Raw genomic sequence first — 24,013 nt, forward strand, 5'->3', positions numbered from 1 at the left:
AAATTTTTAAAACGATGGACTGACCGATGGATACAATGACCCTTACGAAAGTTGCAGCCGGTGTTTTTGGCGCGTGGTTGGTTCTGTTGTTAGGCAAATGGGCCGGCGAAGAAATATACCACACTGAGGTACACGGCGAGCCGTCTTATTCAATCGCCGTTGAAGGCGGTGCATCTGCTGAGCCAGAACCAGAAGTGCCATTCGAAGAGCTGATGGCGGCGGCTTCTGCTGATAGCGGCGCCAAAGTATTCCGCAAATGCACTGCTTGCCACAAAGCAGAAGACGGCGCGAATGCGACTGGCCCTTTCCTTTACGGTGTGGTTGATCGTGCAATCGATACTGCTGATGGCTTCCAGTACTCTGGTGCGCTGCTGCAAGTTGGTGATGTTTGGACGCCTGAAAACCTTAATACATTCCTGACCAAGCCAAGTGCAGCAGCACCGGGCACAACGATGGGTTTCGCAGGTTTGCCAAAAGCTGAAGACCGCGCAGACGTGATTGCGTATCTTGCCAGCCTTGATGACTGATCACTGACAGGTGACATGACGTTACAAAAGGTCGCCTTCGGGCGGCCTTTTTGCTGAAGGATGCGGGATTTCCGCCAGATCACAGACTTGCAACTTGTATCTTGGCGCAGGGGACCGTTAGCCTACATTTCCATAACACTGCTTGCCCGTCTTGCTTTAAGGAGACTGCCGATGATGTCTTTTATCCGTTTATCTTTGGGTCGCCCGCGTGCGGTTCGGTTCTGGTCTGCCATGGCGGTATCCGTCTGTGTTGCGGCCACAGGCAGCGCAGCATCTGCGCAAGATCAGGGTGAGATCATCAAAAGCCACGGTTATTCGTTTTATGGTGATTTGAAATATCCCGCTGATTTCAAAAACTTTGATTACGTGAACCCCGATGCCCCCAAAGACGGCGAGATTTCTTTGCCGTTTGTCGGCACGCTTGATTCCATGAACCCTTATTCGGGCAAGGGCCGTGCGCATTTGTTCTCGATCTTCGCCTATGAAAGCCTGCTCGGTGAAGCGCCCACACAAGATGGATTGCCTGCGGATGTTTACGGCGAGGCATACTGTCTGCTGTGCGAAACGCTGGAATACCCCGAGGATAAATCGTGGGTTGTTTTCAACATGCGCAAGGACGCGAAGTTTTCTGACGGCACTCCTGTGACGGCCAATGACATCGCGTTTTCGCATAACCTGTTGTTGGATGAGGGGCTGCAATCCTATGCGGATGCCGTGCGTAAACGTATCCCGAAGGTTGAAGTGATTGATGATTATACGATCAAGTTTTACTTTGCCGACGGCATTTCGCGGCGCAGCTTGATTGAGCAGGTCGGCGGCGTGCCTGCGTGGCCTTCCAAATGGATGCAAGAACGCGGCGTCGGCCTCAAGGATGACTGGCTCGAGTCTCCTCCGGGATCGGGCGCTTATGTGATTGATGACGTTGATCTAAGCCGCAATATCGTGCTCAAACGCAATCCCGATTACTGGGGTAATGATCTGCCGATTAACAAAGGCCGCTTCAACTTTGATACCATCAAGCTGGAGATCATCAGCGACGATACGGCCTCCTTTGAGGCGTTCAAATCGGGGCTTTATACCTTCCGTAGTGAAGGCGATTCCAAGAAATGGGCGGCGGGATATGATTTTCCCAAGGTTGATGATGGCTTCATTGTGAAAGCAGAACTGCCTGACGGCTCCCCTCCGACGCCAACGGGTGTTGTGTTCAATCTGAATAGCGAAATTTTGAAAGACCGCGCAGTGCGTCAGGCGATTGCCTTGATGTTCAACTTTGAATGGACCAATGAATCCCTGCAATACGGTCTGTTCAAGCAGCGCGCCTCCTTTTCTCAGGGCACACCTGTGATGGCGAACGGCGTGCCAGAAGGTGCCGAATTGGAATTGCTGAAATCTCTGGGTGATCTGGTCCCCGAGGACATGTTGACCAGTGAGGCGATTGTACCACACAGCTCCAGCCCTGATCGCCTGCTAGATCGTCGCAATGCCCGTGCTGCGCAAAAACTGCTGGATGATGCTGGCTGGGAAGTGGTTAATGGTCAGCGCCAGAAAGATGGCGTGCCGTTGCGTTTGGAATTCCTGTTCAACTCTACCTCGTCCCCCACCGCTACTGCGGCGATCGAAAACTACGTTTCTAATCTGCGTGGTATCGGGATTGATTTACAGTTGGATAAGGTGGACAGCTCGCAATACACCTCGCGCGAACGTGGGCGTGACTTTGATCTGATCTATGAAAGCTATGCAGCTTTCCTTGGGACGGGCACAGGTCTTCCGCAGTATTACGGCTCGGAAGCGGCTGAATATTCGCTGTTCAACCCAGCCGGTTTGGCCAGCCCCATGGTTGATGCGATCATCGAGGCGTCTTTGTCGGCGGAAACACGCGAAGAAGAACAAGCCGCGATGAGAGCCTTGGACCGTGCACTGCGCTATGAGTTCTTCATGGTTCCGATGTGGTATAATGACGTGAATTGGGTTGCTTATTACGATCAATATGGCCGCCCCGAGACACAGCCGCCTTACGCCGTTGGCCAATTGGATTTCTGGTGGTATGACGCTGAAAAAGCGCAAAAATTGCGCGATGCAGGTGTGCTGAGGTAACTCCCAATGGGTAGCTATATTTTAAGGCGTCTTTTGCTGATTCCGGTGACGTTGTTCGGGATCATGCTGGTTAATTTTGCGCTGGTACAATTTGTGCCGGGCGGACCAGTTGAGCAAGCGATTGCGCGTATTCAAGGCGGCGGCGATGTGTTTGGCGGCTTTGCTGGCGGCAACAATGACGCGGGCGCAGATACCATGTCCCAAGGTGGGCAGAGCGAATATGTAGGCGCACGCGGGTTGCCCCCTGAATTCATTGCCGAGCTGGAAAAGGAATTCGGTTTTGACAAACCGCCAGTTGAGCGGTTTGTCACGATGTTGGGCAATTACATGATGTTCGATTTCGGAAATAGCTATTTCCGCTCGATCTCGGTGATTGATTTGATCAAGGAAAAGCTGCCCGTTTCAATTACGCTGGGGCTTTGGTCGACGTTAATTGCCTATATGATTTCGATCCCGTTGGGCATCAAAAAAGCGGTGCGCGATGGATCGCGGTTTGACACATGGACATCGGGGGCCATCATCGCAGCCTATGCGATCCCCGGTTTTTTGTTTGCGATTTTGTTGCTCGTTCTGTTTGTGCCCGCCAACTGTTTCCGCATTCCCGGCTTGGCAGACCTCTGGCCCGGTGGCGCGACTTATAACCCGACGTGTTATGAGCTGTTCCCCCTGCGCGGTCTGACGTCGGATAATTTTGATCAGCTCAGCGCGTGGGACAAGGTAAAGGATTATGCGTGGCATATTACGCTGCCCGTGTTGGCCTCGACAATTTCGGCCTTTGCAACGCTGACATTGCTGACGAAAAACAGCTTTCTGGATGAGATCAAAAAGCATTACGTGATGACCGCCCGCGCCAAAGGCCTGTCCGAGCGTAAGGTGCTCTATGGTCACGTCTTTCGCAATGCGATGTTGATTGTGATTGCGGGTTTCCCTGCTGTATTTATCGGTGTTTTCTTTGGCTCTAGCCTGATTATTGAAACGATATTTAGCCTTGATGGCTTGGGCCGTCTTGGGTTTGAGGCAGCCGTCGCGCGGGATTATCCGATTGTCTTTGGCACGCTGTTCATATTTGGACTGATCGGGCTGGTGGTCAGCATCATTTCCGATTTGATGTATGTGCTGGTTGATCCGCGTATTGATTTTGAGAAGAGGGAAGGCTGATGGCTCTGTCTCCGCTCAACCAGCGCCGTTGGCGTAATTTCACCCGCAACCGTCGCGCTTACTGGTCGCTGTGGATCTTCGCGGTGGTCTTTACGCTGTCTCTATTCGCTGAATTCATCGCGAACGATAAGCCGATTCTGGTGAATTATCGCGGCGATTATTATATGCCGATTTTCAAGTTCTACCCTGAAACCGCGTTCGGCGGTGATTTCCAGACCGAGGCCGCTTACCGCGACCCGGAGGTGAAGTGCCTGATTGCAACTGGCGGATCAGAGCTGTGTTTTGATGATCCTGATGGTTACATCCTAGACGCTGCTGACGGCGAGATTGACGGCGAAACGATTGAAAAAGGCTGGTCTGTCTGGCCGCCCATTCCCTACAGCTTTGATACTGCCGTTGACCGCCCCGGTGCGGCACCGCTACCTCCCAATGGTGAAAACTTGTTGGGCACGGATGGCACCAAACGGGACGTGCTGGCGCGTGTGATCCACGGGTTCCGCCTGTCTATTGTGTTCACGCTGCTTGTTACGGGGCTGTCCACGCTTATCGGGATCGCAGCGGGGGCTGTGCAGGGGTTCTTTGGTGGTTGGGTTGATCTGATATTCCAACGGGTGATCGAAATCTGGACGTCGACGCCCTCGCTTTATGTGATCATCATCATGTTTGCCATTTTGGGCCGAAGTTTCTGGCTGTTGGTGATTCTGTTGGTGTTGTTCAGTTGGACATCCCTTGTAGGGGTTGTAAGGGCCGAGTTCTTGCGGGCGCGTAATTTGGAATATGTCCGTGCCGCACGGGCGCTGGGTGTGGGCAATGTTACAATCATGTTCCGCCACATGCTGCCTAACGCGATGGTTGCGACCCTGACAATGCTGCCTTTCCTGATCACAGGCACGATTTCATCGCTCGCAGTGTTGGACTTCCTCGGCTTTGGCCTGCCGTCTTCTGCGCCGAGTCTGGGTGAACTGACTTTGCAGGCCAAGCAAAACCTGCAAGCGCCTTGGCTGGCATTTACCGCGTTCTTTACCTTTGCGATCATGCTGTCGCTGTTGGTGTTTATATTTGAAGGGGTCCGTGATGCGTTTGATCCTAGAAAGACGTTTAACTGATGGCACCGCTTCTTGATGTTCAAAACCTGCGTGTGTCTTTTCGGCAAGACGGCAAACTGACACCTGCGGTCAAAGGGATTTCGTTTCATGTGGAGCGCGGCGAGACCGTGGCACTGGTGGGCGAGAGCGGATCAGGTAAATCCGTTTCGGCGCTGAGCACGGTGAGCCTGCTGGGGGATACCGCCCATGTAGAGGGCTCTGTCACCTATGACGGCCAGCAGATGATCGGCGCGTCGGACAAGTTGCTGCGCAAGGTACGCGGTAACGACATCAGCTTTATCTTCCAAGAGCCGATGACCTCGCTGAACCCGCTGCACACCATCGATAAACAGTTGGGCGAATCGCTCACACTGCACCAAGGGCTGACAGGCTCGGCACTCAAGGCGCGTATTCTGGAGCTGCTGGAGCGTGTCGGCATCAATGATGCGGCCAGTCGTCTTGGGTCATATCCGCATCAGCTATCTGGTGGGCAACGCCAACGTGTGATGATCGCCATGGCGCTGGCGAATAAACCCGACGTGCTGATCGCGGATGAGCCGACAACCGCGTTGGATGTGACCATTCAGGCGCAGATACTGGACCTGTTGAAAGAACTGAAAGATAGCGAAGGCATGGGCCTGCTGTTCATCACCCATGATCTGGGCGTGGTGCGGCGCATTGCGGACCGCGTCTGTGTGATGCAACACGGCGAGATCGTGGAACAAGGGCCGACTCGTGAGATTTTTGACAATCCACAACACCCTTACACGCAAAAATTGTTAGGCGCTGAGCCAACGGGCGGTCCTGCACCCGTGCCCGAAGGGGCCGAAGTGATCGCGCAAGCGGACAACTTGAAAATCTGGTTCCCAATCCAACAAGGTTTGCTGCGCCGTACAGTTGGGCATGTGAAGGCGGTCAGTGACGCCTCATTCAGCGTGCGTGCAGGCGAGACGATCGGTATTGTCGGCGAAAGCGGTTCTGGCAAAACAACGTTGGCGCTGGCTATGATGCGCCTGATTTCCTCGGAAGGGGGGATCACCTTTATGGGGGACGATGTGCGCAAATGGTCAACCAAACAGCTGCGCAACCTGCGCAAAGACATGCAGATTGTGTTTCAAGATCCGTTCGGCAGCTTGTCACCGCGTATGACCTGTATGCAGATCATCGCTGAAGGTTTGGCGATTCACAAGGTTGACCCTGACCGCGACAAACGTGAATTGGTGCGTGATGTAATGGTTGAAGTGGGGTTAGACCCCGCCACGATGGACCGCTATCCGCATGAATTTTCGGGCGGACAGCGCCAGCGGATCGCGATCGCACGGGCCATGGTTTTGCGTCCGCGCTTGTTGGTACTGGATGAGCCGACATCGGCATTGGACATGACCGTACAGGTGCAAATCGTGGACCTGCTGCGCGCCTTGCAGGTGAAATACGGGCTGGCTTATTTGTTCATCAGTCACGATCTAAAGGTCGTGCGGGCCATGTCACATCGCGTCATGGTGATGAAGCGCGGCGATGTGGTGGAATATGGCGATGTGGATGCGCTATATGACAATCCACAGACAGAATACACGCGCACCCTGTTGCAGGCGGCGCATTAGCCTCCGACTGCACAGACCTGCACCTGCAGAGCTGCCTTTTTCATGGCCATGCCGCAGGTATCAATAGGCTAGACATGTTCGGTTTTCTTAAGCGTTCTGCCTGCCTTTAGGTGATGCAATAGGCGTTTAAGCAGGCCAGGACGCTTAGACGTCACGCTGTCGGGTAAGACCGGGCCTGTCTTTACGGTTACTCTACTAGCGGTTACAAAGCTGTCTGCAAAAATTGTTAACATGGGTCGTCTCCTGAGTATCTCCTCTTATCTTGACCGTTTTGCGCATTGATGCGAGTTATGCATTATTCGAACGTGTAACCTGAGGTAACATATGGATTGGCGGAGCCTTCCACCACTCTCTGCATTGCGGGCATTTTCAGCCTTTGCTGAGAACGGCAATGTGGTTGATGCAGGGGATGCCTTGGGTGTCTCGCACGCGGCCATTAGCCAACAGTTACGGGTGTTGGAGAGCCATATGGATGTGGCTTTGCTGGATCGCACTGGGCGTGCGTTGCGTCTGACGGCGCAGGGGGCTTTGCTGGCGCAGGCGCTGAAGGGCGGGTTTTCGCAGATATCCGACGGGGTAGGGGCATTAACCGGCTCGCGTAATGCGGGCCCTTTGCACATGTCGATGACGCCGACTTTCGCCGCGTCGTGGTTGATGCCGCGACTGTCGGGATTTCGGGCCGCTTATCCTGAAATCGATTTGATGATCGACCCGACTGTCAAGGTCGTCACACTTGAGACGGGTGGCATTGATGTGGCCATCCGATATGGCAAAGGAAGTTGGGAAGGCGTCGATGCGACTTTGTTGTGGGAAAGCCCTATGGTGGTGGTCGGCGCGCCAGTACTGGTGGGCGAAATTTCTTACGGAGACACGAATGCGATGTCTCAGCTGCCATGGATTGAAGAAATGGGATCAAGCGAGGCGTCCAATTGGCGTAAGCGCAGTGCATTAGCGCAAAGCGGCACGGCGACGTTGAACTTGCCGGGCAACCTGTTGTTGGATGCCGCGCGTAATGGTCTGGGAATTGCGGTCGCGGTGCGCAGGTTTGTTCAAGGCGATATCGACGCAGGCCGATTGCAGGTCCTCAACGAAGACCCAAGCCGCGGCACAGGATATTATATAGTGACTCGGACAGGCGTGATGCGCCCACCGCTCAAGGCTTTTGTATCGTGGCTGAAGCGGGAAGGGCCGTTGGCCTAAGCTCAGCTTGGCCCGATCATAAAGCAGCTTACATTACGGGCTTGTAGGCGACGGCAGGCCAAATCGGCTGTTTCTCGTGTCATCCCTAGGAAATTTGCGTCAAATCCCTGCGGTTTTTTGATGACTTTGCGCAGTGATCCGTCAAGCGTTGCGATCTCTGATAATGCTGTTTTTATGAGAACTTTTTCGGCTGCGTAGCGGCTTCCATAGCGGCCGACATTCACACCCCATTGTTGGCCACCAGACGTAGAGAGGCGGGTGACAACCTCTTGCGGTTCGGCGGTTTTGCTGGGTTCTGGTTGCGCACCAATCACGACCAAGCCTTTTGGCCGCAGGGAGGGGCGGGCAGACTCTACGGCTGCAGCATACATCACAGCTGGGATAACTTCTTCTTCTGCCACAACAGGCTGCTTGTCCACGTCTGGTGGTGTTATTGCTGCCAGCGCAACTTCTACAGGTGAGGCAGTAGCAGGGGCTGGTGCGGCGTTCGCCTGTGCGACAGCAGCATCAATGGCCGAGCTGAGTGCGTCGCTGATCGGGTCTGCGGTTGCGACAACAACGGTTTCTTCGGCCACAGGGCGTAGTTGGGGGCGCTTGGAATCTTTGACAGCCAGAATGAGGCGGATTGTCTTGCCTCTGGCGCCCGGTGCCGCCGGTTGATCTGTTTCGGCGTCAGCAACATAGGCAGGTACGCTAGGCTTGTTCACTGGCGCGGAGGACGGTGAACGGCGGAAACCGAGATCCATCAACTCTGCCACTTTGGCGTTGCGTGCTGTGGTCGATGCGCCGCCAAATACGGTCACGATAACGCGTTCATTGCCACGCTCAGCCGAGGCCGTCAGGTTAAAGCCTGCAGCGCGGGTATATCCGGTTTTGATGCCGTCAGCGCCTTTGTAGGATGTCAAAAAGCGCCGGTTTGTGTGGGATACTTTGCGCACACCTGCATCGGCGGTCAGTCGCGAAAACAGATTGTAGTATTGGGGGTAATCATACAGCAGATGACGTCCCATTGTTGTCATGTCACGGGCGGTAGACAAATGGCCGTTTTCTGTCAGGCCATGGGCGTTTTTAAAGGTGGAACGAGTCATGCCTAGCTGTTTTGCAGTGCGGTTCATGCGGCGCGCAAATTTGGCTTCTGAGCCTTCAATCGCTTCTCCGATGGCGGTGGCAGCATCATTCGCCGATTTGACGGCGGCGCCACGGATCAAATAGCGCAGCGCGATTTTCTGACCTTCGCGCAGGCCCAGCTTGCTGGGTTCTTCACCAGCGGCATTTCTGGAAATGGTAACTTTTGTATCCAGAGAAATCTCACCACGCTCGATGGCTTGAAACGCGATGTACAATGTCATCATTTTTGTCAGGGAAGCAGGGTGCAGGCGCGTGTCAGCGTTACGGGCATGCAAGACTTCGCCAGTTCGTGCATCGATGACGTAAGCTGCGTAGGGGGCAGCTCTTGCGCTCATCGGCACAAGTACGAACATCCAAATGGCCGCAAAAATGAATAGCCCAAAACGGACCGACTGCAAGCGTCGCGCCTTCATGATAATCTGCCTAACTCTGCCTCTGACCCTCGATTTTTCGAGTGGCCGTTTTTATTAGCTTAAACCTAGCACTAATTTTTGCTTCTGATAACCCATGTTTTTAAACAAGTTAGGCGATTTTCCGCGAAGCCATATGGCACATTTGGGGTGTGTTAGGGCATTAACCACAACACTCGCGATTGTGGCGAGAATGTGGCGTAAATCGGGTGGGTGCTGCCTCAATTCAATTCGGCATCCGAGTCTGCTAATCAGACGTGGGTGACTGACCCGTAATAGGGCTCCAGAAACCCCAGTTCGACACCAATGATGCAGGGGGCAGGGAACATCGGATTGAGAGCGGTTTGCAGGGCTTCCAGCAGGGTTTGCATAAAGGCCTCATTGCGGTGCGGCTTGCGCAGCATACGCAAGCGCAGGAGTGCATGGGTATGATGTGTGTCGGCTACCGGAAAAGCGCGCCCTTTGCAGTCGCCCGCACGGTCGTCATGGGCAGAAATGATCTGCTCGACAGTGGCTAATATTGCGGCGGCGTCGATGTCGAGGTGGGCGGAATAGCTCAGGTCGGCTTGGGGCATGGGGATCTCCGATAGGTGGTGGGGTGGCACAGTCTTTGCGTCAAATGCCGCTAAGGGCAATGGCAAGGGGGGCGGATTAACGCGATGGACATCAATACTGTGTTTCTTTTCTTAGTAGGGCCTCTTTTCTAAAGGGCGCTTGACGTTATATAGACAGCACAGCATCCCGATGAACACGTATTTACCGCAGGAGCAGAAATGCACCTTGATCCGATAACCATGGAAGACCCGCAAGACGGTGATGACACCGACTTGCTGACCAAAGTGAAGCCAAAGACCAAGCGCCCGCCGTTGTATAAGGTGATGTTGCTCAACGATGACTTCACCCCGATGGAGTTCGTTGTGCATGTTCTTGAACGGTTTTTCGGCCTCAGTCATGCGCAGTCTTTTGAGATTATGCTGACTGTTCATCAAAAAGGGCTGGCCGTAGTGGGCGTGTTCACCCATGAGATCGCTGAGACAAAAGTGGCCCAAGTCATGGATTTGGCGCGCCGCGAACAACACCCACTACAATGCACTATGGAAAAAGAAGAATAGTCGATGATTGATTCGCGACTGCCGCTTGCCCTGAACGGTGGCGGCCTTGAGTGGCCTGAAGAAGGCACGATTGCCGTGTTTGCACCTGCTGCAGATGTTGATTTGGATGGCATCCCCAAAGACCGTGCGGAAATCATACTGGATTTCTATCCTGCCTATGCGGCATGGGAAGCACGCGGGTTTAAGGTGGATGTAGGCCGCGACGCACGCTGTGCGGCGGCTGTGGTTTGCCTGCCCCGCGCCAAACATGAGGCACGTGCGCTGATTGCGCAGGCCTGTGCGCTGAGTGATGGTGTCGTGGTTATTGATGGTCAAAAGACAGATGGCATCGAAGGTATCCTGAAAGCGATGCGTGCCCGCGTGACGGTGCATGGCCCTGTGACCAAGGCGCACGGCAAGCTTTTCTGGATCAACGCCCCAGCGGCTGATTGTTTTGTCGATTGGGCCGCAGGGCCAGAAATGACCGATGGAGGCTTCTGGACCGCTCCGGGGGTTTTCTCGGCTGATGGTGTCGATTTGGCCTCTGCCTTGCTGGCGGATGCCTTGCCAGAGAAACTGGGCAAGCACGTCTGTGATTTGGGCGCTGGCTGGGGCTTTCTATCGGCACATGTTCTGAGCCGCGAAGGTGTCGAAGCTGTGCATCTGGTAGAAGCGGGCCATACGGCCTTGGAATGTGCGCGGCGCAATGTCACTGATCCGCGTGCGCATTTTCATTGGGCGGATGGCACCGATTGGGACCCGGCGCATAAAGTGGATACGGTGGTGATGAATCCGCCGTTCCATGTGGGCCGTGCGGCCGAACCACAGATCGGGCAAGCGTTTGTTGCCTCTGCGGCGCGTCTGCTGTCGTCCCAAGGGCATCTGTGGATGGTTGCCAACCGTCATTTGCCGTATGAGGCTGAATTGAAAACCCGCTTTGTGCAGGTCGAAGAAGTCGGCGGCGATGGGCGTTTCAAGATATTCCACGCGTGTCGCCCCCTGCGTAAAAAACGCTAACAGGCTGAAAGGACATCCCATGTCATTTTCTATTTCGGGTAAGGCAATCATTGTGACAGGTGCGGCAAGCGGCATCGGCCTCGCAATTGCGCGTAGCTTTGCGGATAAGGGCGCAAACGTGATGTGCGCAGATATCGATGAAAAGCGCCTGAAAGAAGAACTGGGCGAAGCACGGGATGAAGGAAATATCCGCTTGTTTTCGGGGGATTTGCGCCAGCGCCTGACGATTGCCAATTTGGTTTCGGCGACCATTGATGCATTTGATCAGGTCGATGTTTTGGTGAACGCGTCGCGGCAGGTCATGCAGACTGAAGTGCTGGATATGGACGACGATTCTGTTGAAACGCTGTTGGATCAAAACCTGATGACGGCGATGCGTCTGTCCCAGCAGGTGGCCAAACGGATGATCAAGCAAGCTGAGGATCAGCCGGAGGGGCCTATTGGCTCAATCATCAACTTTAGCTCAACCGCTGCGAATCATACGCAGCCTGAGCTGATGGCATATTCCATATCGGCCGCTGCGGTGAACCAGATGACGCGCTCCATGGCCCTTACCCTGGCGCCGCACCGTATTCGTGTGAATGCACTGGCCTTCGGCTCTGTCATGTCGGCCTCGCTGAAATCTTCTGTGGCCGAGAATCGGGAGTGGCGCGATGATATTCGCAGTCATACGCCGCTGGGTCGTATCGCCGCACCCACCGAATTGGTGGAAGCCGTGCAATTTCTTGCGGCCGAAAGTTCCAGCTTTATGACAGGCGAAATTATGGTTGTAGATGGTGGGCGGTCCTTGCTGGACGCCGTGAGTGCGCCTGCGCATTGATCCTGCTGCCCTCTGTTCATGGCTGTATATTTATGCTGTAACACTGTCGAAATTTTCTGACAGAAAGCACCGCCATGACAGCTTCCTTCCAAGACGAGAAAGACCGCGCTTCAGGTTGGTTCCGCAGCTTGCGAGATGACATTGTCGCGGCGTTTGAGGGACTTGAGGATAGCCACGTTGACGGGCCCTTGTCCGATATGGCTGCTGGCCGCTTTGACATTAGCAACACAACCCGCACCTCTGACGATGGGTCAGACGCCGGCGGCGGCGTGATGAGCGTGATGCGTGGGGGGCGTGTGTTTGAGAAGGTCGGTGTGAACATCTCAACGGTTTACGGAACGCTGGGTGAGCGCGCACAAAAGGCGATGGCCGCACGCGGTGTTCCCGGAATGGCGGATGATCCGCGTTTCTGGGCTTCTGGCATCAGTCTTGTGGCGCATATGCAAAACCCTCATGCGCCTGCGGTTCACATGAATACGCGCATGTTCTGGACCCCCGGAGCATGGTGGTTTGGCGGCGGGTCCGATTTGAACCCTTGCATCGAATACGCCGATGACACTTCGCATTTCCACGCCACCCAACAGCAATACCTAGACCCCCACGGAACCGAGATTTACCCCAAGCTTAAACAATGGGCTGATGAGTATTTTTATATTCCGCATCGCAAACGCGCGCGGGGCGTTGGCGGCATCTTTATGGATGATCGTAACACAGGCGATTGGGAGGTTGATTTTGCCCTGACCCAAGACATTGGCCGCGCCTTTTTACCCGCCTATCAGCCGCTGGTTGAGAAACGTCGCAATCAGGTTTGGACCGAGACGGATAAAGACGCGCAGCTGGTCCATCGTGGCCTCTATGCTGAATATAATCTGGTTTATGATCGCGGCACCAAGTTCGGTCTTGAGACCGGACATGATGCAAATGCGGTACTGATGAGCTTGCCACCGATGGCCAAGTGGATTTAGCAGAGATTCTGTGCTGTTTCTGTCTTGACGTGGGGCGGTCCCTATCATAGTTCACGGCCCACGGCGTTATAGCTCAGTTGGTTAGAGCGAACGACTCATAATCGTTAGGTCCCTGGTTCAAATCCAGGTAACGCCACCATTTACCTCCTGTATAATATGTTACCAAATACGCACAGATATTGGTGTCTGTGTATCGCATTGTCACGTGACAACCCTTTGAGAATCTCCTAGCGTCAGAAACAGGGAGACAAAGTGCCGTTAAAAGGCACTGACCAAAGGGAGAAAAATATGACTTTTACACGTAAAACGGTCCTCGGTATGTTCGGGGCGGCGGCTCTTGGTTGTATGACCGCGCTGCCTGCGCTGGCGCAAGATGTAACGCTGCGCATGCACCAGTTCCTGCCGGATCAGGCCAATGTGCCTAAATTGGTTCTATACCCATGGGCAGATCGCATTGAGGCAGCCAGCAATGGCCGTATCAAGATTGAACGCTATGGCTCCATGCAGTTGGGTGGGTCCCCGCCAGAGTTGATGGACCAAGCCATTGATGGTGTCGCAGATATTGTCTGGACCGTGGTTGGCTATACCCCCGGTCGCTATCCGACGACTGAGGTGCTGGAACTGCCGTTTATGATGACAGACGCGCGCGCGATGTCTTCGGCCTATTGGCAGATGTTTGAAAAATACATGAAGGATGGCGAATTCAAGGACGTCAAAATTCTCGGTACATGGGTCCATGGCCCCGGAATGTTGCATTCCAAAGATCCGGTGACGAAGCCCGGCGATATGGAAGGGCTTAAAATCCGAGGCGGTTCGCGTTTGGTGAACGAGCTGTTGAAAGAACTAGGTGCCACGCCTGTTGGCCTGCCTGTTCCGGGTATTCCAGAGGCGCTGAGCAAAGGTGTCATCGACGGCACAACGATTCCTTGGGAAGTGACTGGCTCCCTGAAAGTGCCTGAATTGGTGAAAAACCACACCGAATTTGAAGGTGCTGCTCTCTATACGCTGGGGTTTGTCCTTGCGATGAATAAAGATCGCTACGACAGTCTTGATCCGGAACTGCAAAAGATCATCGACGACAATTCCGGTCTTGAGTTCTCTATCCTTGCAGGGGGCACACAGGCCGATTCCGATGGCCCGTCGCGTCAAGCAGCGGTGGATGCAGGCAACAACATTATCACCGTATCTGGCGACGATGTTCAGGCATGGAAAGATGCCAGCCAGCCAATTTATGACGGTTGGATTGCCGACATGGAAACCAAAGGCATCGACGGTCAGGCGCTGATCGACGAAGCACGCGCCTTGATGGACGCCTACGGCCAATAAGGCCCCGTTAACCGCTGCACACCAGAGTGATTTCAGGTGTGCAGCGTCTCTATTTTACAAAGGTCTCTCATGCACCGACTTATTCGAATGCTTGCCCGTGCCACGGCGCTGATTGGCGGGGCCGTATTGCTGGCGTTGATCACCATGACGACCCTCTCGATTATTGGTCGCTCTATCAATAAATTCTTTCATGCGGATTTCTTTGATGCGCAGTTGACGGGATTGTCCCAGTTCGTGTTGGGGCTGGGCGTTGGAGAGATCAACGGTAACTATGAGCTGTTGGAAGCCGGCGTGGCCTTTGCCATTTTCGCCTTTCTGCCGATTTGCCAGTTCTACGGCGCACATGCCTCCGTTGATGTGTTTACTGCTGCCTTCCCAAAGCGCCTGAACAATTGGATCATCGCCTTTTGGGAAGTGGTGCTGGCTGCTGTGATCTTGTTGGTTATCTGGCGGCTCTATGGCGGGTTGGAACGATATCTGAGGAATGGCGAGACAACCCTGTTTTTGCAATTCCCTGTCTGGTGGGCCTATGCCGCCAGTTTTTCTGCGGGTGTGATCGCCTGTATTGTTGCGGTCTATTGTGCGGGCGCACGGATCGTTGAGGCCGCCCGTGGTGTGGTCATTCTACCGTCCGAGCATGGGGAACACTGAACGATGAGTAATCTTGAGCTGGGCTTTTGGTCCTTTCCCGTTCTGTTGGTGATGATTTTTCTGCGCGCGCCTATCGGGCTGGCGATGCTGCTATGCGGTTTTGGCGGCTGGTATCTTGCGATGGGCGGCAACCCAACGCCGCTGTTGGCCAAGCTAAAGTCAGAGACCTACACAACCTTTTCCAGCTATTCGCTGACAATCATCCCGTTGTTTTTGCTGATGGGCCAATTCGCAACCCTGTCTGGCATGTCACAGGCCCTCTTCCGCGCGGCAGAGAGCTTTCTTGGCCATCGCCGTGGTGGCGTAGCCATGGCGGCTGTGGGGGCCTGTGCGGGCTTTGGGGCGATCTGTGGATCATCGCTGGCAACCGCTGCGACCATGTCCAAAGTCGCGCTGCCTGAGCTAAAGCGTTACGGCTATTCGGGTGGTTTCTCAACCGCGACACTGGCGGCAGGCGGCACGTTGGGTATTCTGATCCCGCCCTCCGTGATTCTGGTGATCTATGCCATCCTTACAGAGCAAAACATCGCCAAGCTGTTCCTTGCGGCCTTCATTCCCGGTATTCTGGCCGCCTTAGGCTATGTGCTGACCATCTCGATTTATGTGCGCCTCTACCCTGATGCGGCGGGAACACGTGCGCCTGTACCCATGGCTGAACGCTTTGCTGCCTTGGGGAAAACATGGCCGGTTATGGCGATTTTTGTACTGGTGGTCGGCGGTATCTATTTAGGGTGGTTTACCCCCACCGAAGCAGCAGCGATTGGCGCGGCTGCAACGGGGCTGGTTGCGCTGGTTTCGCGCTCTCTGGGTTGGTCCGTGCTCAAGCAAAGCCTGATCGGCACAGCACGCACCACGGCAATGATTTTCTTCATCGTGCTGGGCGCGGGGTTCTATAACGGGTTTCTGGCGCTGTCTGGTGTGCCGCAATTCATGGCGGATTGGGTTGTGGGCCAAGGGCTGAGCCCGTGGTTGGTTCTGGTTATCATCTTGGTGTTCTACCTGATCTTTGGTTGCCTGATGGACAGTCTTTCCATGATCCTGTTGACCGTGCCGATCTTCTTTCCTGTAATCTCGGCGATGGATTTCGGGATGAGTGCGGAGCATGTGGCGATCTGGTTTGGCATCTTGGTGCTGATTGTGGTTGAGGTGGGGCTGATCACGCCGCCTGTGGGGATGAACCTGTTTATCATCAACTCGATGGACCGCGATACGCCGATGAAAGAGACCTACAAAACGGTGATGTTCTTTGTGGCGTCAGACATCGTGCGCGTGGCGCTGCTGGTGGCGTTTCCTGCGATCACGCTGTTCCTGCTGCGTTAAAACACGCCCTGTTAGATACAAAAAGGGCCGCGTCATGCGCGGCCTTTTTCGTTTTTCATGCTGGATTGAAGTGATTTAGGTCCACGCCATACGTGCAGGGTGGAACTCAAAAGAAATGTGATGTTCTGCCCCGACCAGACCCGCTTTGGTGTGGTTATACAGGGACCGCCAATAGGGCTGGATCATCACGCCTTCATCCTGCATCAGCTTTTGCCCCTTCGCCATCAGCGCGCGCCGCTTGTCTACGTCAGGGGTGGCCAAAGCCTCTGTGACGATGGCGTCAAACTCGGGGTTGGCCCAGCCCGTTTCATTCCACGTTGTCCCCGAGCGGTAGGTGAGTGCCCAGAGCTGGATGCCAAGTGGGCGTGGATTCCAGTTGGTGGAGGAAAAGGGAAACTTTGCCCAATCGCTGCGGAAGGTTTGGGCGGAAACGACTGTGCGCTTCACTTTGATGCCTGCGTCATTCAGCTGCGCAGCAACGGCATCGGTGGTGTCTTTGCGCCACGCATCGTCAATTGAAAACAGTTCATGCTCATAATCCGCCATACCCGCTTCTTCCATAAGTGCCTTGGCACCTGCGGGATCGGGTTTGATCGGGGGAAGCTGCGCATATTCGGGGTGCATCGGGCCAATGTGGTGGTTCTGGGCGATAACACCGCGCCCTGAATAGCCAAGCTCAAGCACAATCTCATTGTTCACAGCCATGGCCAGCGCACGGCGCACGCGCGCGTCTGAATAGGGGCGTTTACCCTCCACTTCGGCCAGTTGGTTGGGGCGAATGACAACAGTTGAACCTGTCGCGATCTCATGGCCAACCCAGCCTTCAAGCCCGTTCAGGATTTCGATGAAATGACCTTCCATGGAGTAGAACGCATCTATTTCATCTTCTTGGGCGGCGTTGACCCAAGTGGAAGGGTCTGTACCGTAGTCGATGAATTCCAACCGATCAATGTAGGGGCCGCCGAATACTTGTGTGCCCCACCACGTGTGATCGGCGTTTTTGACCAGCACGGCTTTAACGCCGACTTCGACCGCTTCAGGCAGGTAAGGGCCCGTGCCAATTGGCGCATCAAACATCGTTTCAGCATCAAAGCTGCTGTGCACAATGGCGGCGGGATAGTCTGCCATGCCTGCGATCAATGTAATGTCGGGCGCGGGCAGGTGTAGTTTGACGGTGTGGTCATCTGTGGCCTCAACCGCACCGTCTATGGCTTTGCCTGTCTCGGTGTCCACCAAAGTGGCAAAGCGCCCTGCCATTGAGTTGCCGTCAACAGAGGTGTCACACCAACCGATGATATTGCGTGCGACATCTTGCGAGGTGAAGGCATCGCCATTGCTCCAGGTTACGCCCTTGCGGACGTTCAATGTGTATTCGGTGGCGTTTTCGTTGATCTCCCAGCTTTCCAGCAGGGCAGGGGTGAAGGTGCCATCATTTTCCCAGATCGCCAGATACTCCAGCCATCCCCGCGATACGTTTGCGATTTGTGACCAATCGTAGGTACGTGGGTCTTTGAGGGCGCGTACCTCCATCTGTATGCGCACTGTGCCGCCGGTTTTCTTGTCAGCGTGGCTGGCAGCTTGCATGGGCGCGGCCATGCCCATCATGCCATAGGCTGTGGCGGCAGTGGCACCAAAGGTGCAGGCCATGGCAAGGAATTCGCGGCGGTTAACCGGATCAACTTTGGCTTGTTCAGCACTGTCTAAAATGGATTGGGGAAACGGCGCGCCGGTACGTGTTGAGAATGTCATAATCTTCCTCTCCGAAGTGCCGTGTGTGCGCAATCTTTAATGCAAATGTTGCCGAATGATCAGGGCAACAGCTGCGCCCGTCAACCCCGCATGGGTGCGGAGTTGGCAGGCGCTTTTTTCGTGCAAAAGGTGTTAAAAGTCCGCGTCAACGCCCGGAAGTTTCAGGGCTTTGATCAGATCGCGCAATTCTTGCCGTGCAGCAACATTGGAAATGTTCAACTGCTTTACGCCAATGTCTTTGAGATCCAACAAGGTCAGCCCCCGCGGGAACAGTTCACGGAAGATCACACGCTCGTTAAAGCCGGGCGCGATGCGGAACCCAATGCGTTTGCTCAGGTTCAGGATCGCGCGCTCCATTTTGTCTTTGTTGACCATACGTTGCGCGCCCATGCGGTTCCGAACAACAACCCAGTCAATGGGCGGCAGGCCTGCTTGCGATCGCAGTTGTCGCGCGTTCCAAACCATCTCGGAGTAAACGGATGGGCCTGTGATTTTATCGCCTGAAGGATCGATATGGGCCAATAGATCAAAGTCGATGAAGCTGTCGTTGAGCGGCGTGATGAGGGTATCCGCCAGTGAATGTGCAACCTGCGACAGGCGTGTGTGCGAACCGGGGCAGTCGATCAGGATGAAGTCGTTGTTGGGCTCTAGATCCGCCACTGCGGCGGACAGCCGGTGGTCATAGACATTTTCGCCTTGCTTAAGTGTCGACGCATCAACTTCGGGAAGTTCATGACAATGCGGGCTGGGCAGATCAAGGCCGGACTCTTTCAGGAACGATTGACGGTTGTCTGAATAGCGCCCGAATGTGCGTTGACGCAAATCCAGATCAAGGGCGCTAACCTTGTGCCCCATACGTGCCAAGGCTGTCGCCACATGCATAGAGACAGTTGATTTCCCTGCGCCACCTTTTTCGTTTCCGACGACGATAATATGCGCCATATCCGATGCCCTTTTTGTCCGTCCCTGCGAAGCCCGCAGGATTGTGTTTGTGGCACTATATGTAGGGTTAGAGCCATTGGAAAGCGCCGAACACGCGATTGGCTGTCATTGAGTCAGTGAAGTGACATATGCCGCCAGCATGGCGGGGGCGCAGGCGAGAACACAGGCGCTTTTTCGATTGGAAACGGTGCTTCAACGAAAAAGGCGCACCTCCTTGCGAAGATGCGCCTGATGTCTTGTGATACGTGGTCGGCTTAGAAGCCAAGGCCTGCGTATTTGTTTTTGAACTTGGACACGCGACCGCCAGTGTCCATCAGGCGACCGGAGGCGCCTGTCCATGCTGGGTGCACGGATGGGTCGATATCAAGCGACAGCTGGTCGCCTTCTTTGCCCCATGTGGATTTCATCTCCAGGATCGTACCGTCGGTCATTTTGACGTTGATCGTGTGGTATTCGGGATGTGTATCGGTTTTCATCTAACTTACCCCTTGAGCGGCTTGTAGTGTGTGTTCTCGATGATACGTGCGGATTTACCACGACGCTCACGCAAGTAATACAGTTTGGCGCGACGCACGCGACCACGGCGAACCACGGTGATGCTGTCGATGTTGGTGGAGTGCAGCGGGAATACGCGCTCTACACCTTCGCCGAATGAGATTTTGCGAACTGTGAATGCGCCGGCGATGCCTTTGCCGTGCTTGCGGCTGATGCAAACACCTTCGTAGTTCTGTACGCGGGTACGTGTACCTTCGGTGACTTTAAAGCCAACGCGAATTGTATCACCGGCGCGGAAATCAGGGATTTCCTTGGCGAGTTCGGCGATATGTTCCGCCTCGATTTCTGCGATCAGGTTCATCTGATGCGACTCCTATGATGCTCGTGGTATGCCACGAAGTTGTTGGTGACCCCAGAGCTTCGGTCTGTCTGTCAGGTCTGCCGTAGCAGCCCACCGAAGGTAGCATCGTCTTTTTCAAATCTTTGCGTAAACAACGCAAAACCCCCGAGTCGCATTTTTGCGATTCCGAGTTGGTCGCCGTATAGGCCTGAAAGGCCTGCGGATCAAGGGCGGAAACACCTAGTAGAGCTTCATTCCCATCAGAACGACTTCGGAATACATGTGGTCAATCTCACAGGGCAGCATGCTGGTGCCTTTATAGAAGCGCGGCACTTCGATTTGCTCAACCGCGTCTGGCTGCGCACCTGTGATCAGGCGGCTGTCGATGCTGAAAACAGCGGCGCTTTCGGGCAACAGCGTATCCGTCACAGCCTGCGCATGGCGTGCCAGCAAGGGGGGCTGACCAACATAGACAACTTCATGAGTGACGTATTCATCCACCTTTTGCTTTACCGACAGCACCAGTGTCAGCGGCCCGTCAGGGGTGTCAATTACCACAGGTTTCAGGCCCAGATCATCGTGGTCTGCCAATACTTGGGCGTCCACTGCGTTCAGCGGGGCATCGTCTAGGGGCACGAGGGTGTGGGGCAGGGGCGCAGTACCGCTGGGACGCCAGACAAGCCGCTGTGCGTCCAGTATTTTAAAACCGATCCGATCCACCAGCGGCAGCGCGGCTTTGGCGCTGGTCAGGTTGGTTGAAGTGACCTCGGGATCAGCCATGGCGGCGTGCATCAATTTTTCGCCCAAGCCCATGCCACGGTGGGATTTCAGCACATACCAAGACGTCAGATTGCGATAGCGTTTCGGCCCGCGCGGCGTGTGGCGCAGGCTGTCGTTCATGCCCATCACGCCAACCAGCGTATCGCCGTCCCATGCGGTCACAGCAAATTCGCCCTGTTCTCCGCCCCAACGGTTGGCCAACAGACGGGTCCAGCCTTCTGCCCCCCATTTTGCACGGGGGAAAGCGGCCAGCATAAAGGCTTCGACTTGGTTGCGTTGGTCTGGTGTGGCGAATGTGATTGTGTTCATGGCGTTGCCTCTTTTTGCATATCTGGCACGCTGGCCCACATGCCACGGGTACGCGAAAACAGCTTGTCTGAAAATGCCCAGATCGGGTCTTGGGTTTGCAAGTGGTGGGTGACATATCCGATCGGACGCAGCGGCGCATGGCTGCGGCGCTCGCGGAGGTGTTCTAGCAACATCGCCAGCATCTTGTCTTCGCCGCGAAAAACGCGGTCATATTTCCAACGGATCGGATCTAGATGTGTGTCTATGTGGGTCAGGCCCTTGACCGGCGCTTCATCACCGCGCCCTTCATAGGCCGTTAGAAAATCATATCCCCATTCAGGAAGGTGCCGCCGCGTTGTATCACTGATCCGGTTCCATGGCGGCACAAAGCCGCGCAAAAGATGCGGCATGTTTGCACTGTCCAGAATGTCCCAACCGCGTGCCAAATCGTCCCGTTGGAGCAAGGTGTCACGGGTGTCGCCGACTTCTGAGGTGGGCAGGCCCTTTGGCTCGTGGTTGATGTGGGACAACCCATGTTGCAGTACAAACACATGATCCGTATCGCGCAGGCGCGGAGCCAGATCAGGCTTTAACCCATTTGGGATGACAGACAGATGCACAGGGATTTCATGAGTTGCAGATAGACCCAGCAAAATCTCCAGATCGGGGGTGACCTGCTGGGCATCATCATCGCGCCACCACAGACGCGGGGTTAGGTTTGCGGCATCCCACTGCGCCAGTTCGGCATCCAGTTCAGCCCATTCAGCCATCTTCATGTGCCTTATGCGCTGCCCACAGGTCGGGTCGGCGTTCCTGAGTGAGCTTATGGGACATCTCGCGCCGCCATTTTTCAATCTCGGCGTGGTTGCCAGACATCAGCACAGGCGGGATCACGTGGCCCTGCCAGTCGGCGGGTTTTGTGTATTGCGGATGCTCCAGCAGGCCAGCAGAGTGGCTTTCCTCAACGGTGCTATCGGCGTTGCCCAACACGCCCGGTAGTAAGCGTACAGTGGCGTCGATCATTGCTTGCGCGGCCAATTCACCGCCCGTCATCACAAAATCACCCAATGAAACTTCGGTAATGCCGTAATGCTCAATCACGCGTTCATCCACGCCCTCAAACCTGCCGCACAGCATGGTGACGCCAGCGCATTCTGATAGATCACGCGCCATCGCCTGATCAAATCGACGACCGCGGGGCGACATATAGAGGATCGGCCAACGGCCTTGGGCGCGGGCCTGTACCGCCTCAATCGCGGGGCCAACAACATCGGCGCGTAGCACCATGCCTGCGCCACCGCCCGCAGGTGTGTCATCGACGTTGCGGTGTTTTGTCAGGCCATGGGCGCGCAGATCATGGGCGTGCAACTGCCAGCGGCCTTCTTGCAAGGCGCGTCCTGTCAGGCTTGCGCCCAACACACCGGGGAAAAGTTCAGGAAACAATGTGATGATATGGGCCTGCCAAACGCCTGCATAGTCGGGGGTGTTTTGCATCAATTCGCGTGGTTTCAACGTTGGTGTGATGCGTTGTTTCCCATGAGAGCGGTTGGGCGGGGTCATATCTGTGGTCCTTTATTCAACACATCCGCCTTGGCGGCTTTGCGTGCTTCTTTGTCCCTATGCGTCCTGTTGATCTCCAGCAAGGCCGCAAGCGTATCTTCACTCAGTCGTTTGTTTTGGGGCGGTTGTGGCGTGAGCGCGGCACGGAGTGCATCGGGGATGTCACAATGATCCAGCACGGGATCAGCAGGGCCAAGGGGCAGGTCGCTGCATTCTTCTAATGCGTAGCTATGCACGGGTGCAGGTACTTTTTGTCGGATATCGTCGAGGATTGTTTGCAAATTTGGGGCATCGGGATAGCGCGCGCAAAATGCGGCAAAATCCAATGTCATCGTCGAGGATTTCACATGTTCCGCCCATGCCGATTTCAGCCATGAGGCGGGTGCGCGAGTGGCATAGCAAAACAGAACCTGCGCATCGGGGAATGCCTGCTGTGCACGGGTCCAAAAGAGATTGGCCAGCACAGGTGCGGCACTGTAATCAGCCAAAGCGCCCCGTCCCGGCATATGGCCCGAGAGCTCCTCGGCGCTGAGTAACAATGTACGGCGCGGCATGTCGGGCAGCTCTGCCAGCAGCGCGTCAAAGCGGCGGCTGACTTTGTCTAGGGCGTCGTTGGTGCAATAGGTGGAATACCCCCTCGCGGCGCTCATCAACTCTTGCATCTGGCCTTTGAGACGGATCGCGAGGGCAGGCATGAGCGCCTTTCGATTGGCACGCAACACTGCCTGCACGGTGGATGTGCCTGTTTTGTGAAAGCCAGCGTGAAAGACGATTTTACGCGGCATCACTGCCCTCCGTTGATCAGGACACGCCTGTTTCTATGCGGTTTTAGGGGCAGCAGGCAGAATACCTTCGGCAGGGTCCGCGATGATGCGGCCCGAGGCCAAATCGACCGTTGGCACAGATGCTTTTGTGAAGGGCAAGAAAGTGGTGGTGGATGATCCCGCCAATTGCAACTCCAGCAGATCGTCAGCGCCGTGATTTTGCACGCTTTTCACGCGGCCCAACAGGACGCCGCCTGTATCGAACACGTTCAGATCAATCAGATCAGCGTGATAGAATTCATCATCGGGCAGTGAAGGCAGTTGCTCGCGGCGGGCATAGAGTTTGATGCCGCGCAGGGCGTCTGCGTCTTCTTTGTTGGTGATATCAGGCAGGCGTGCCGAAAACCCGTTGGTGATCGGGCGCAAAATGGCCAGCATGAAATCGCGGCTGCCGTCTTCGTTGGTTAGCGGGCTGTATGTTTCAATGTCTTCTGGCACGGCGCAGAAGCTTTTGATCCGCAGTTCGCCCTGTACGCCGTAGGAGCCGGAAATAGTGCCTACACAGATGTGGGTTTCGCTCATTGTAGTAACTCCGAATTGACACATATTGTGCCTGTCCATTGGCCTTCTCCTGCGCTGCATTCTGCGCGCATGAGCATGTTGTTAAAGTAGAAACCTATTGCCGCGCCGATGGATAGGGTG

General features: G+C 55.1%; 24 protein-coding genes and 1 tRNA gene. 14 read left to right on the forward strand and 11 right to left on the reverse strand.

Annotated elements, in window-relative coordinates; translation table 11 throughout:
* Nucleotides 1-26: 26 nt before the first annotated feature.
* The 6 genes from GGR95_RS00960 to GGR95_RS00985 all read left to right on the forward strand — a co-directional run bounded on the left by GGR95_RS00960 (nucleotide 27) and on the right by GGR95_RS00985 (nucleotide 7,665).
* Nucleotides 27-527, forward strand: coding sequence for a c-type cytochrome (locus tag GGR95_RS00960; RefSeq protein WP_184561862.1), 501 nt, complete (start codon nucleotides 27-29; stop codon nucleotides 525-527).
* A gap of 231 nt (nucleotides 528-758) precedes the next feature.
* Nucleotides 759-2,621, forward strand: a complete 1,863-nt coding sequence (locus GGR95_RS00965; protein WP_246423266.1) for an extracellular solute-binding protein — start codon at nucleotides 759-761, stop codon at nucleotides 2,619-2,621.
* Between the two features lie 6 nt (nucleotides 2,622-2,627).
* The gene (locus GGR95_RS00970; protein WP_184561866.1) at nucleotides 2,628-3,779 is read left to right on the forward strand and encodes a microcin C ABC transporter permease YejB; all 1,152 of its coding nucleotides are present in this window, start codon (nucleotides 2,628-2,630) and stop codon (nucleotides 3,777-3,779) included.
* Complete coding sequence (locus tag GGR95_RS00975) at nucleotides 3,779-4,885, forward strand: ABC transporter permease (RefSeq protein WP_184561868.1); 1,107 nt, start codon at nucleotides 3,779-3,781, stop codon at nucleotides 4,883-4,885. Before GGR95_RS00970 ends, GGR95_RS00975 begins: the two co-directional genes overlap by 1 nt.
* Complete coding sequence (locus GGR95_RS00980; protein WP_184561870.1) at nucleotides 4,885-6,465, forward strand: ABC transporter ATP-binding protein; 1,581 nt, start codon at nucleotides 4,885-4,887, stop codon at nucleotides 6,463-6,465. The genes GGR95_RS00975 and GGR95_RS00980 overlap by 1 nt, the downstream gene beginning before the upstream one ends.
* Nucleotides 6,466-6,789: 324 nt before the next feature.
* Nucleotides 6,790-7,665: a LysR substrate-binding domain-containing protein gene (locus tag GGR95_RS00985; protein WP_184561872.1), complete on the forward strand. Its 876-nt coding sequence runs from the start codon at nucleotides 6,790-6,792 to the stop codon at nucleotides 7,663-7,665.
* Nucleotides 7,666-7,667: 2 nt separating this feature from the next.
* Here GGR95_RS00985 and GGR95_RS00990 read toward each other — a convergent pair whose 3' ends face one another.
* Nucleotides 7,668-9,206 (reverse strand): D-alanyl-D-alanine carboxypeptidase family protein, encoded by a 1,539-nt coding sequence (locus GGR95_RS00990; protein WP_184561874.1) that lies wholly within the window; start codon nucleotides 9,204-9,206, stop codon nucleotides 7,668-7,670.
* A gap of 248 nt (nucleotides 9,207-9,454) precedes the next feature.
* Nucleotides 9,455-9,778, reverse strand: coding sequence for a hypothetical protein (locus GGR95_RS00995; protein WP_184561876.1), 324 nt, complete (start codon nucleotides 9,776-9,778; stop codon nucleotides 9,455-9,457).
* Between the two features lie 198 nt (nucleotides 9,779-9,976).
* Here GGR95_RS00995 and clpS point away from each other — a divergent pair, with 198 nt between their 5' ends.
* The 8 genes from clpS to GGR95_RS01035 all read left to right on the forward strand — a co-directional run bounded on the left by clpS (nucleotide 9,977) and on the right by GGR95_RS01035 (nucleotide 16,393).
* Nucleotides 9,977-10,315, forward strand: coding sequence for an ATP-dependent Clp protease adapter ClpS (gene clpS / locus GGR95_RS01000; RefSeq protein ID WP_184561878.1), 339 nt, complete (start codon nucleotides 9,977-9,979; stop codon nucleotides 10,313-10,315).
* A gap of 3 nt (nucleotides 10,316-10,318) precedes the next feature.
* Nucleotides 10,319-11,311 carry a class I SAM-dependent methyltransferase gene (locus GGR95_RS01005; protein WP_184561880.1) on the forward strand — a complete coding sequence of 331 codons (993 nt, stop codon included), beginning with the start codon at nucleotides 10,319-10,321 and terminating at the stop codon, nucleotides 11,309-11,311.
* A 19-nt stretch (nucleotides 11,312-11,330) separates the two neighbouring features.
* A complete protein-coding gene (locus GGR95_RS01010) occupies nucleotides 11,331-12,131 on the forward strand; it encodes an SDR family NAD(P)-dependent oxidoreductase (protein ID WP_184561882.1) in 801 nt (266 codons plus the stop codon).
* Nucleotides 12,132-12,205: 74 nt separating this feature from the next.
* On the forward strand, nucleotides 12,206-13,096 hold the full coding sequence (gene hemF, locus GGR95_RS01015) for an oxygen-dependent coproporphyrinogen oxidase (RefSeq protein ID WP_184561884.1): 891 nt from the start codon (nucleotides 12,206-12,208) through the stop codon (nucleotides 13,094-13,096).
* Between the two features lie 62 nt (nucleotides 13,097-13,158).
* Nucleotides 13,159-13,235 (forward strand) — tRNA-Met (locus GGR95_RS01020).
* A gap of 149 nt (nucleotides 13,236-13,384) precedes the next feature.
* Nucleotides 13,385-14,422 (forward strand): TRAP transporter substrate-binding protein, encoded by a 1,038-nt coding sequence (locus GGR95_RS01025; protein WP_184561886.1) that lies wholly within the window; start codon nucleotides 13,385-13,387, stop codon nucleotides 14,420-14,422.
* A 69-nt stretch (nucleotides 14,423-14,491) separates the two neighbouring features.
* Nucleotides 14,492-15,073: a TRAP transporter small permease gene (locus GGR95_RS01030; RefSeq protein ID WP_184561888.1), complete on the forward strand. Its 582-nt coding sequence runs from the start codon at nucleotides 14,492-14,494 to the stop codon at nucleotides 15,071-15,073.
* A 3-nt stretch (nucleotides 15,074-15,076) separates the two neighbouring features.
* Nucleotides 15,077-16,393, forward strand: a complete 1,317-nt coding sequence (locus GGR95_RS01035; RefSeq protein WP_184561890.1) for a TRAP transporter large permease — start codon at nucleotides 15,077-15,079, stop codon at nucleotides 16,391-16,393.
* A gap of 75 nt (nucleotides 16,394-16,468) precedes the next feature.
* Here GGR95_RS01035 and GGR95_RS01040 read toward each other — a convergent pair whose 3' ends face one another.
* From GGR95_RS01040 to rimM, 9 genes are all read right to left on the reverse strand, one after another.
* Nucleotides 16,469-18,142: an ABC transporter substrate-binding protein gene (locus GGR95_RS01040; RefSeq protein ID WP_184561892.1), complete on the reverse strand. Its 1,674-nt coding sequence runs from the start codon at nucleotides 18,140-18,142 to the stop codon at nucleotides 16,469-16,471.
* A 132-nt stretch (nucleotides 18,143-18,274) separates the two neighbouring features.
* Complete coding sequence (locus GGR95_RS01045; RefSeq protein ID WP_184561894.1) at nucleotides 18,275-19,084, reverse strand: division plane positioning ATPase MipZ; 810 nt, start codon at nucleotides 19,082-19,084, stop codon at nucleotides 18,275-18,277.
* Nucleotides 19,085-19,338: 254 nt separating this feature from the next.
* Nucleotides 19,339-19,560 carry a 50S ribosomal protein L31 gene (rpmE, locus tag GGR95_RS01050; protein ID WP_184561896.1) on the reverse strand — a complete coding sequence of 74 codons (222 nt, stop codon included), beginning with the start codon at nucleotides 19,558-19,560 and terminating at the stop codon, nucleotides 19,339-19,341.
* A 5-nt stretch (nucleotides 19,561-19,565) separates the two neighbouring features.
* Complete coding sequence (gene rplS / locus GGR95_RS01055; RefSeq protein ID WP_184561898.1) at nucleotides 19,566-19,940, reverse strand: 50S ribosomal protein L19; 375 nt, start codon at nucleotides 19,938-19,940, stop codon at nucleotides 19,566-19,568.
* 219 nt (nucleotides 19,941-20,159) lie between these two features.
* Entirely contained in the window at nucleotides 20,160-21,008 is an 849-nt protein-coding gene (locus tag GGR95_RS01060; RefSeq protein ID WP_184561900.1) for a GNAT family N-acetyltransferase, read from the reverse strand.
* Nucleotides 21,005-21,757: a polysaccharide deacetylase family protein gene (locus tag GGR95_RS01065; protein WP_184561902.1), complete on the reverse strand. Its 753-nt coding sequence runs from the start codon at nucleotides 21,755-21,757 to the stop codon at nucleotides 21,005-21,007. The genes GGR95_RS01060 and GGR95_RS01065 overlap by 4 nt, the downstream gene beginning before the upstream one ends.
* Complete coding sequence (gene trmD, locus GGR95_RS01070) at nucleotides 21,750-22,547, reverse strand: tRNA (guanosine(37)-N1)-methyltransferase TrmD (protein WP_184561904.1); 798 nt, start codon at nucleotides 22,545-22,547, stop codon at nucleotides 21,750-21,752. Before trmD ends, GGR95_RS01065 begins: the two co-directional genes overlap by 8 nt.
* Nucleotides 22,544-23,332 carry a hypothetical protein gene (locus tag GGR95_RS01075; protein ID WP_184561906.1) on the reverse strand — a complete coding sequence of 263 codons (789 nt, stop codon included), beginning with the start codon at nucleotides 23,330-23,332 and terminating at the stop codon, nucleotides 22,544-22,546. The genes trmD and GGR95_RS01075 overlap by 4 nt, the downstream gene beginning before the upstream one ends.
* A gap of 33 nt (nucleotides 23,333-23,365) precedes the next feature.
* A complete protein-coding gene (gene rimM, locus GGR95_RS01080) occupies nucleotides 23,366-23,893 on the reverse strand; it encodes a ribosome maturation factor RimM (protein WP_184561908.1) in 528 nt (175 codons plus the stop codon).
* Between the last annotated feature and the right edge of the window lie 120 nt (nucleotides 23,894-24,013).

Origin of the sequence: Sulfitobacter undariae, assembly GCF_014196805.1 — a bacterium.
Classification (GTDB): domain Bacteria; phylum Pseudomonadota; class Alphaproteobacteria; order Rhodobacterales; family Rhodobacteraceae; genus Sulfitobacter; species Sulfitobacter undariae.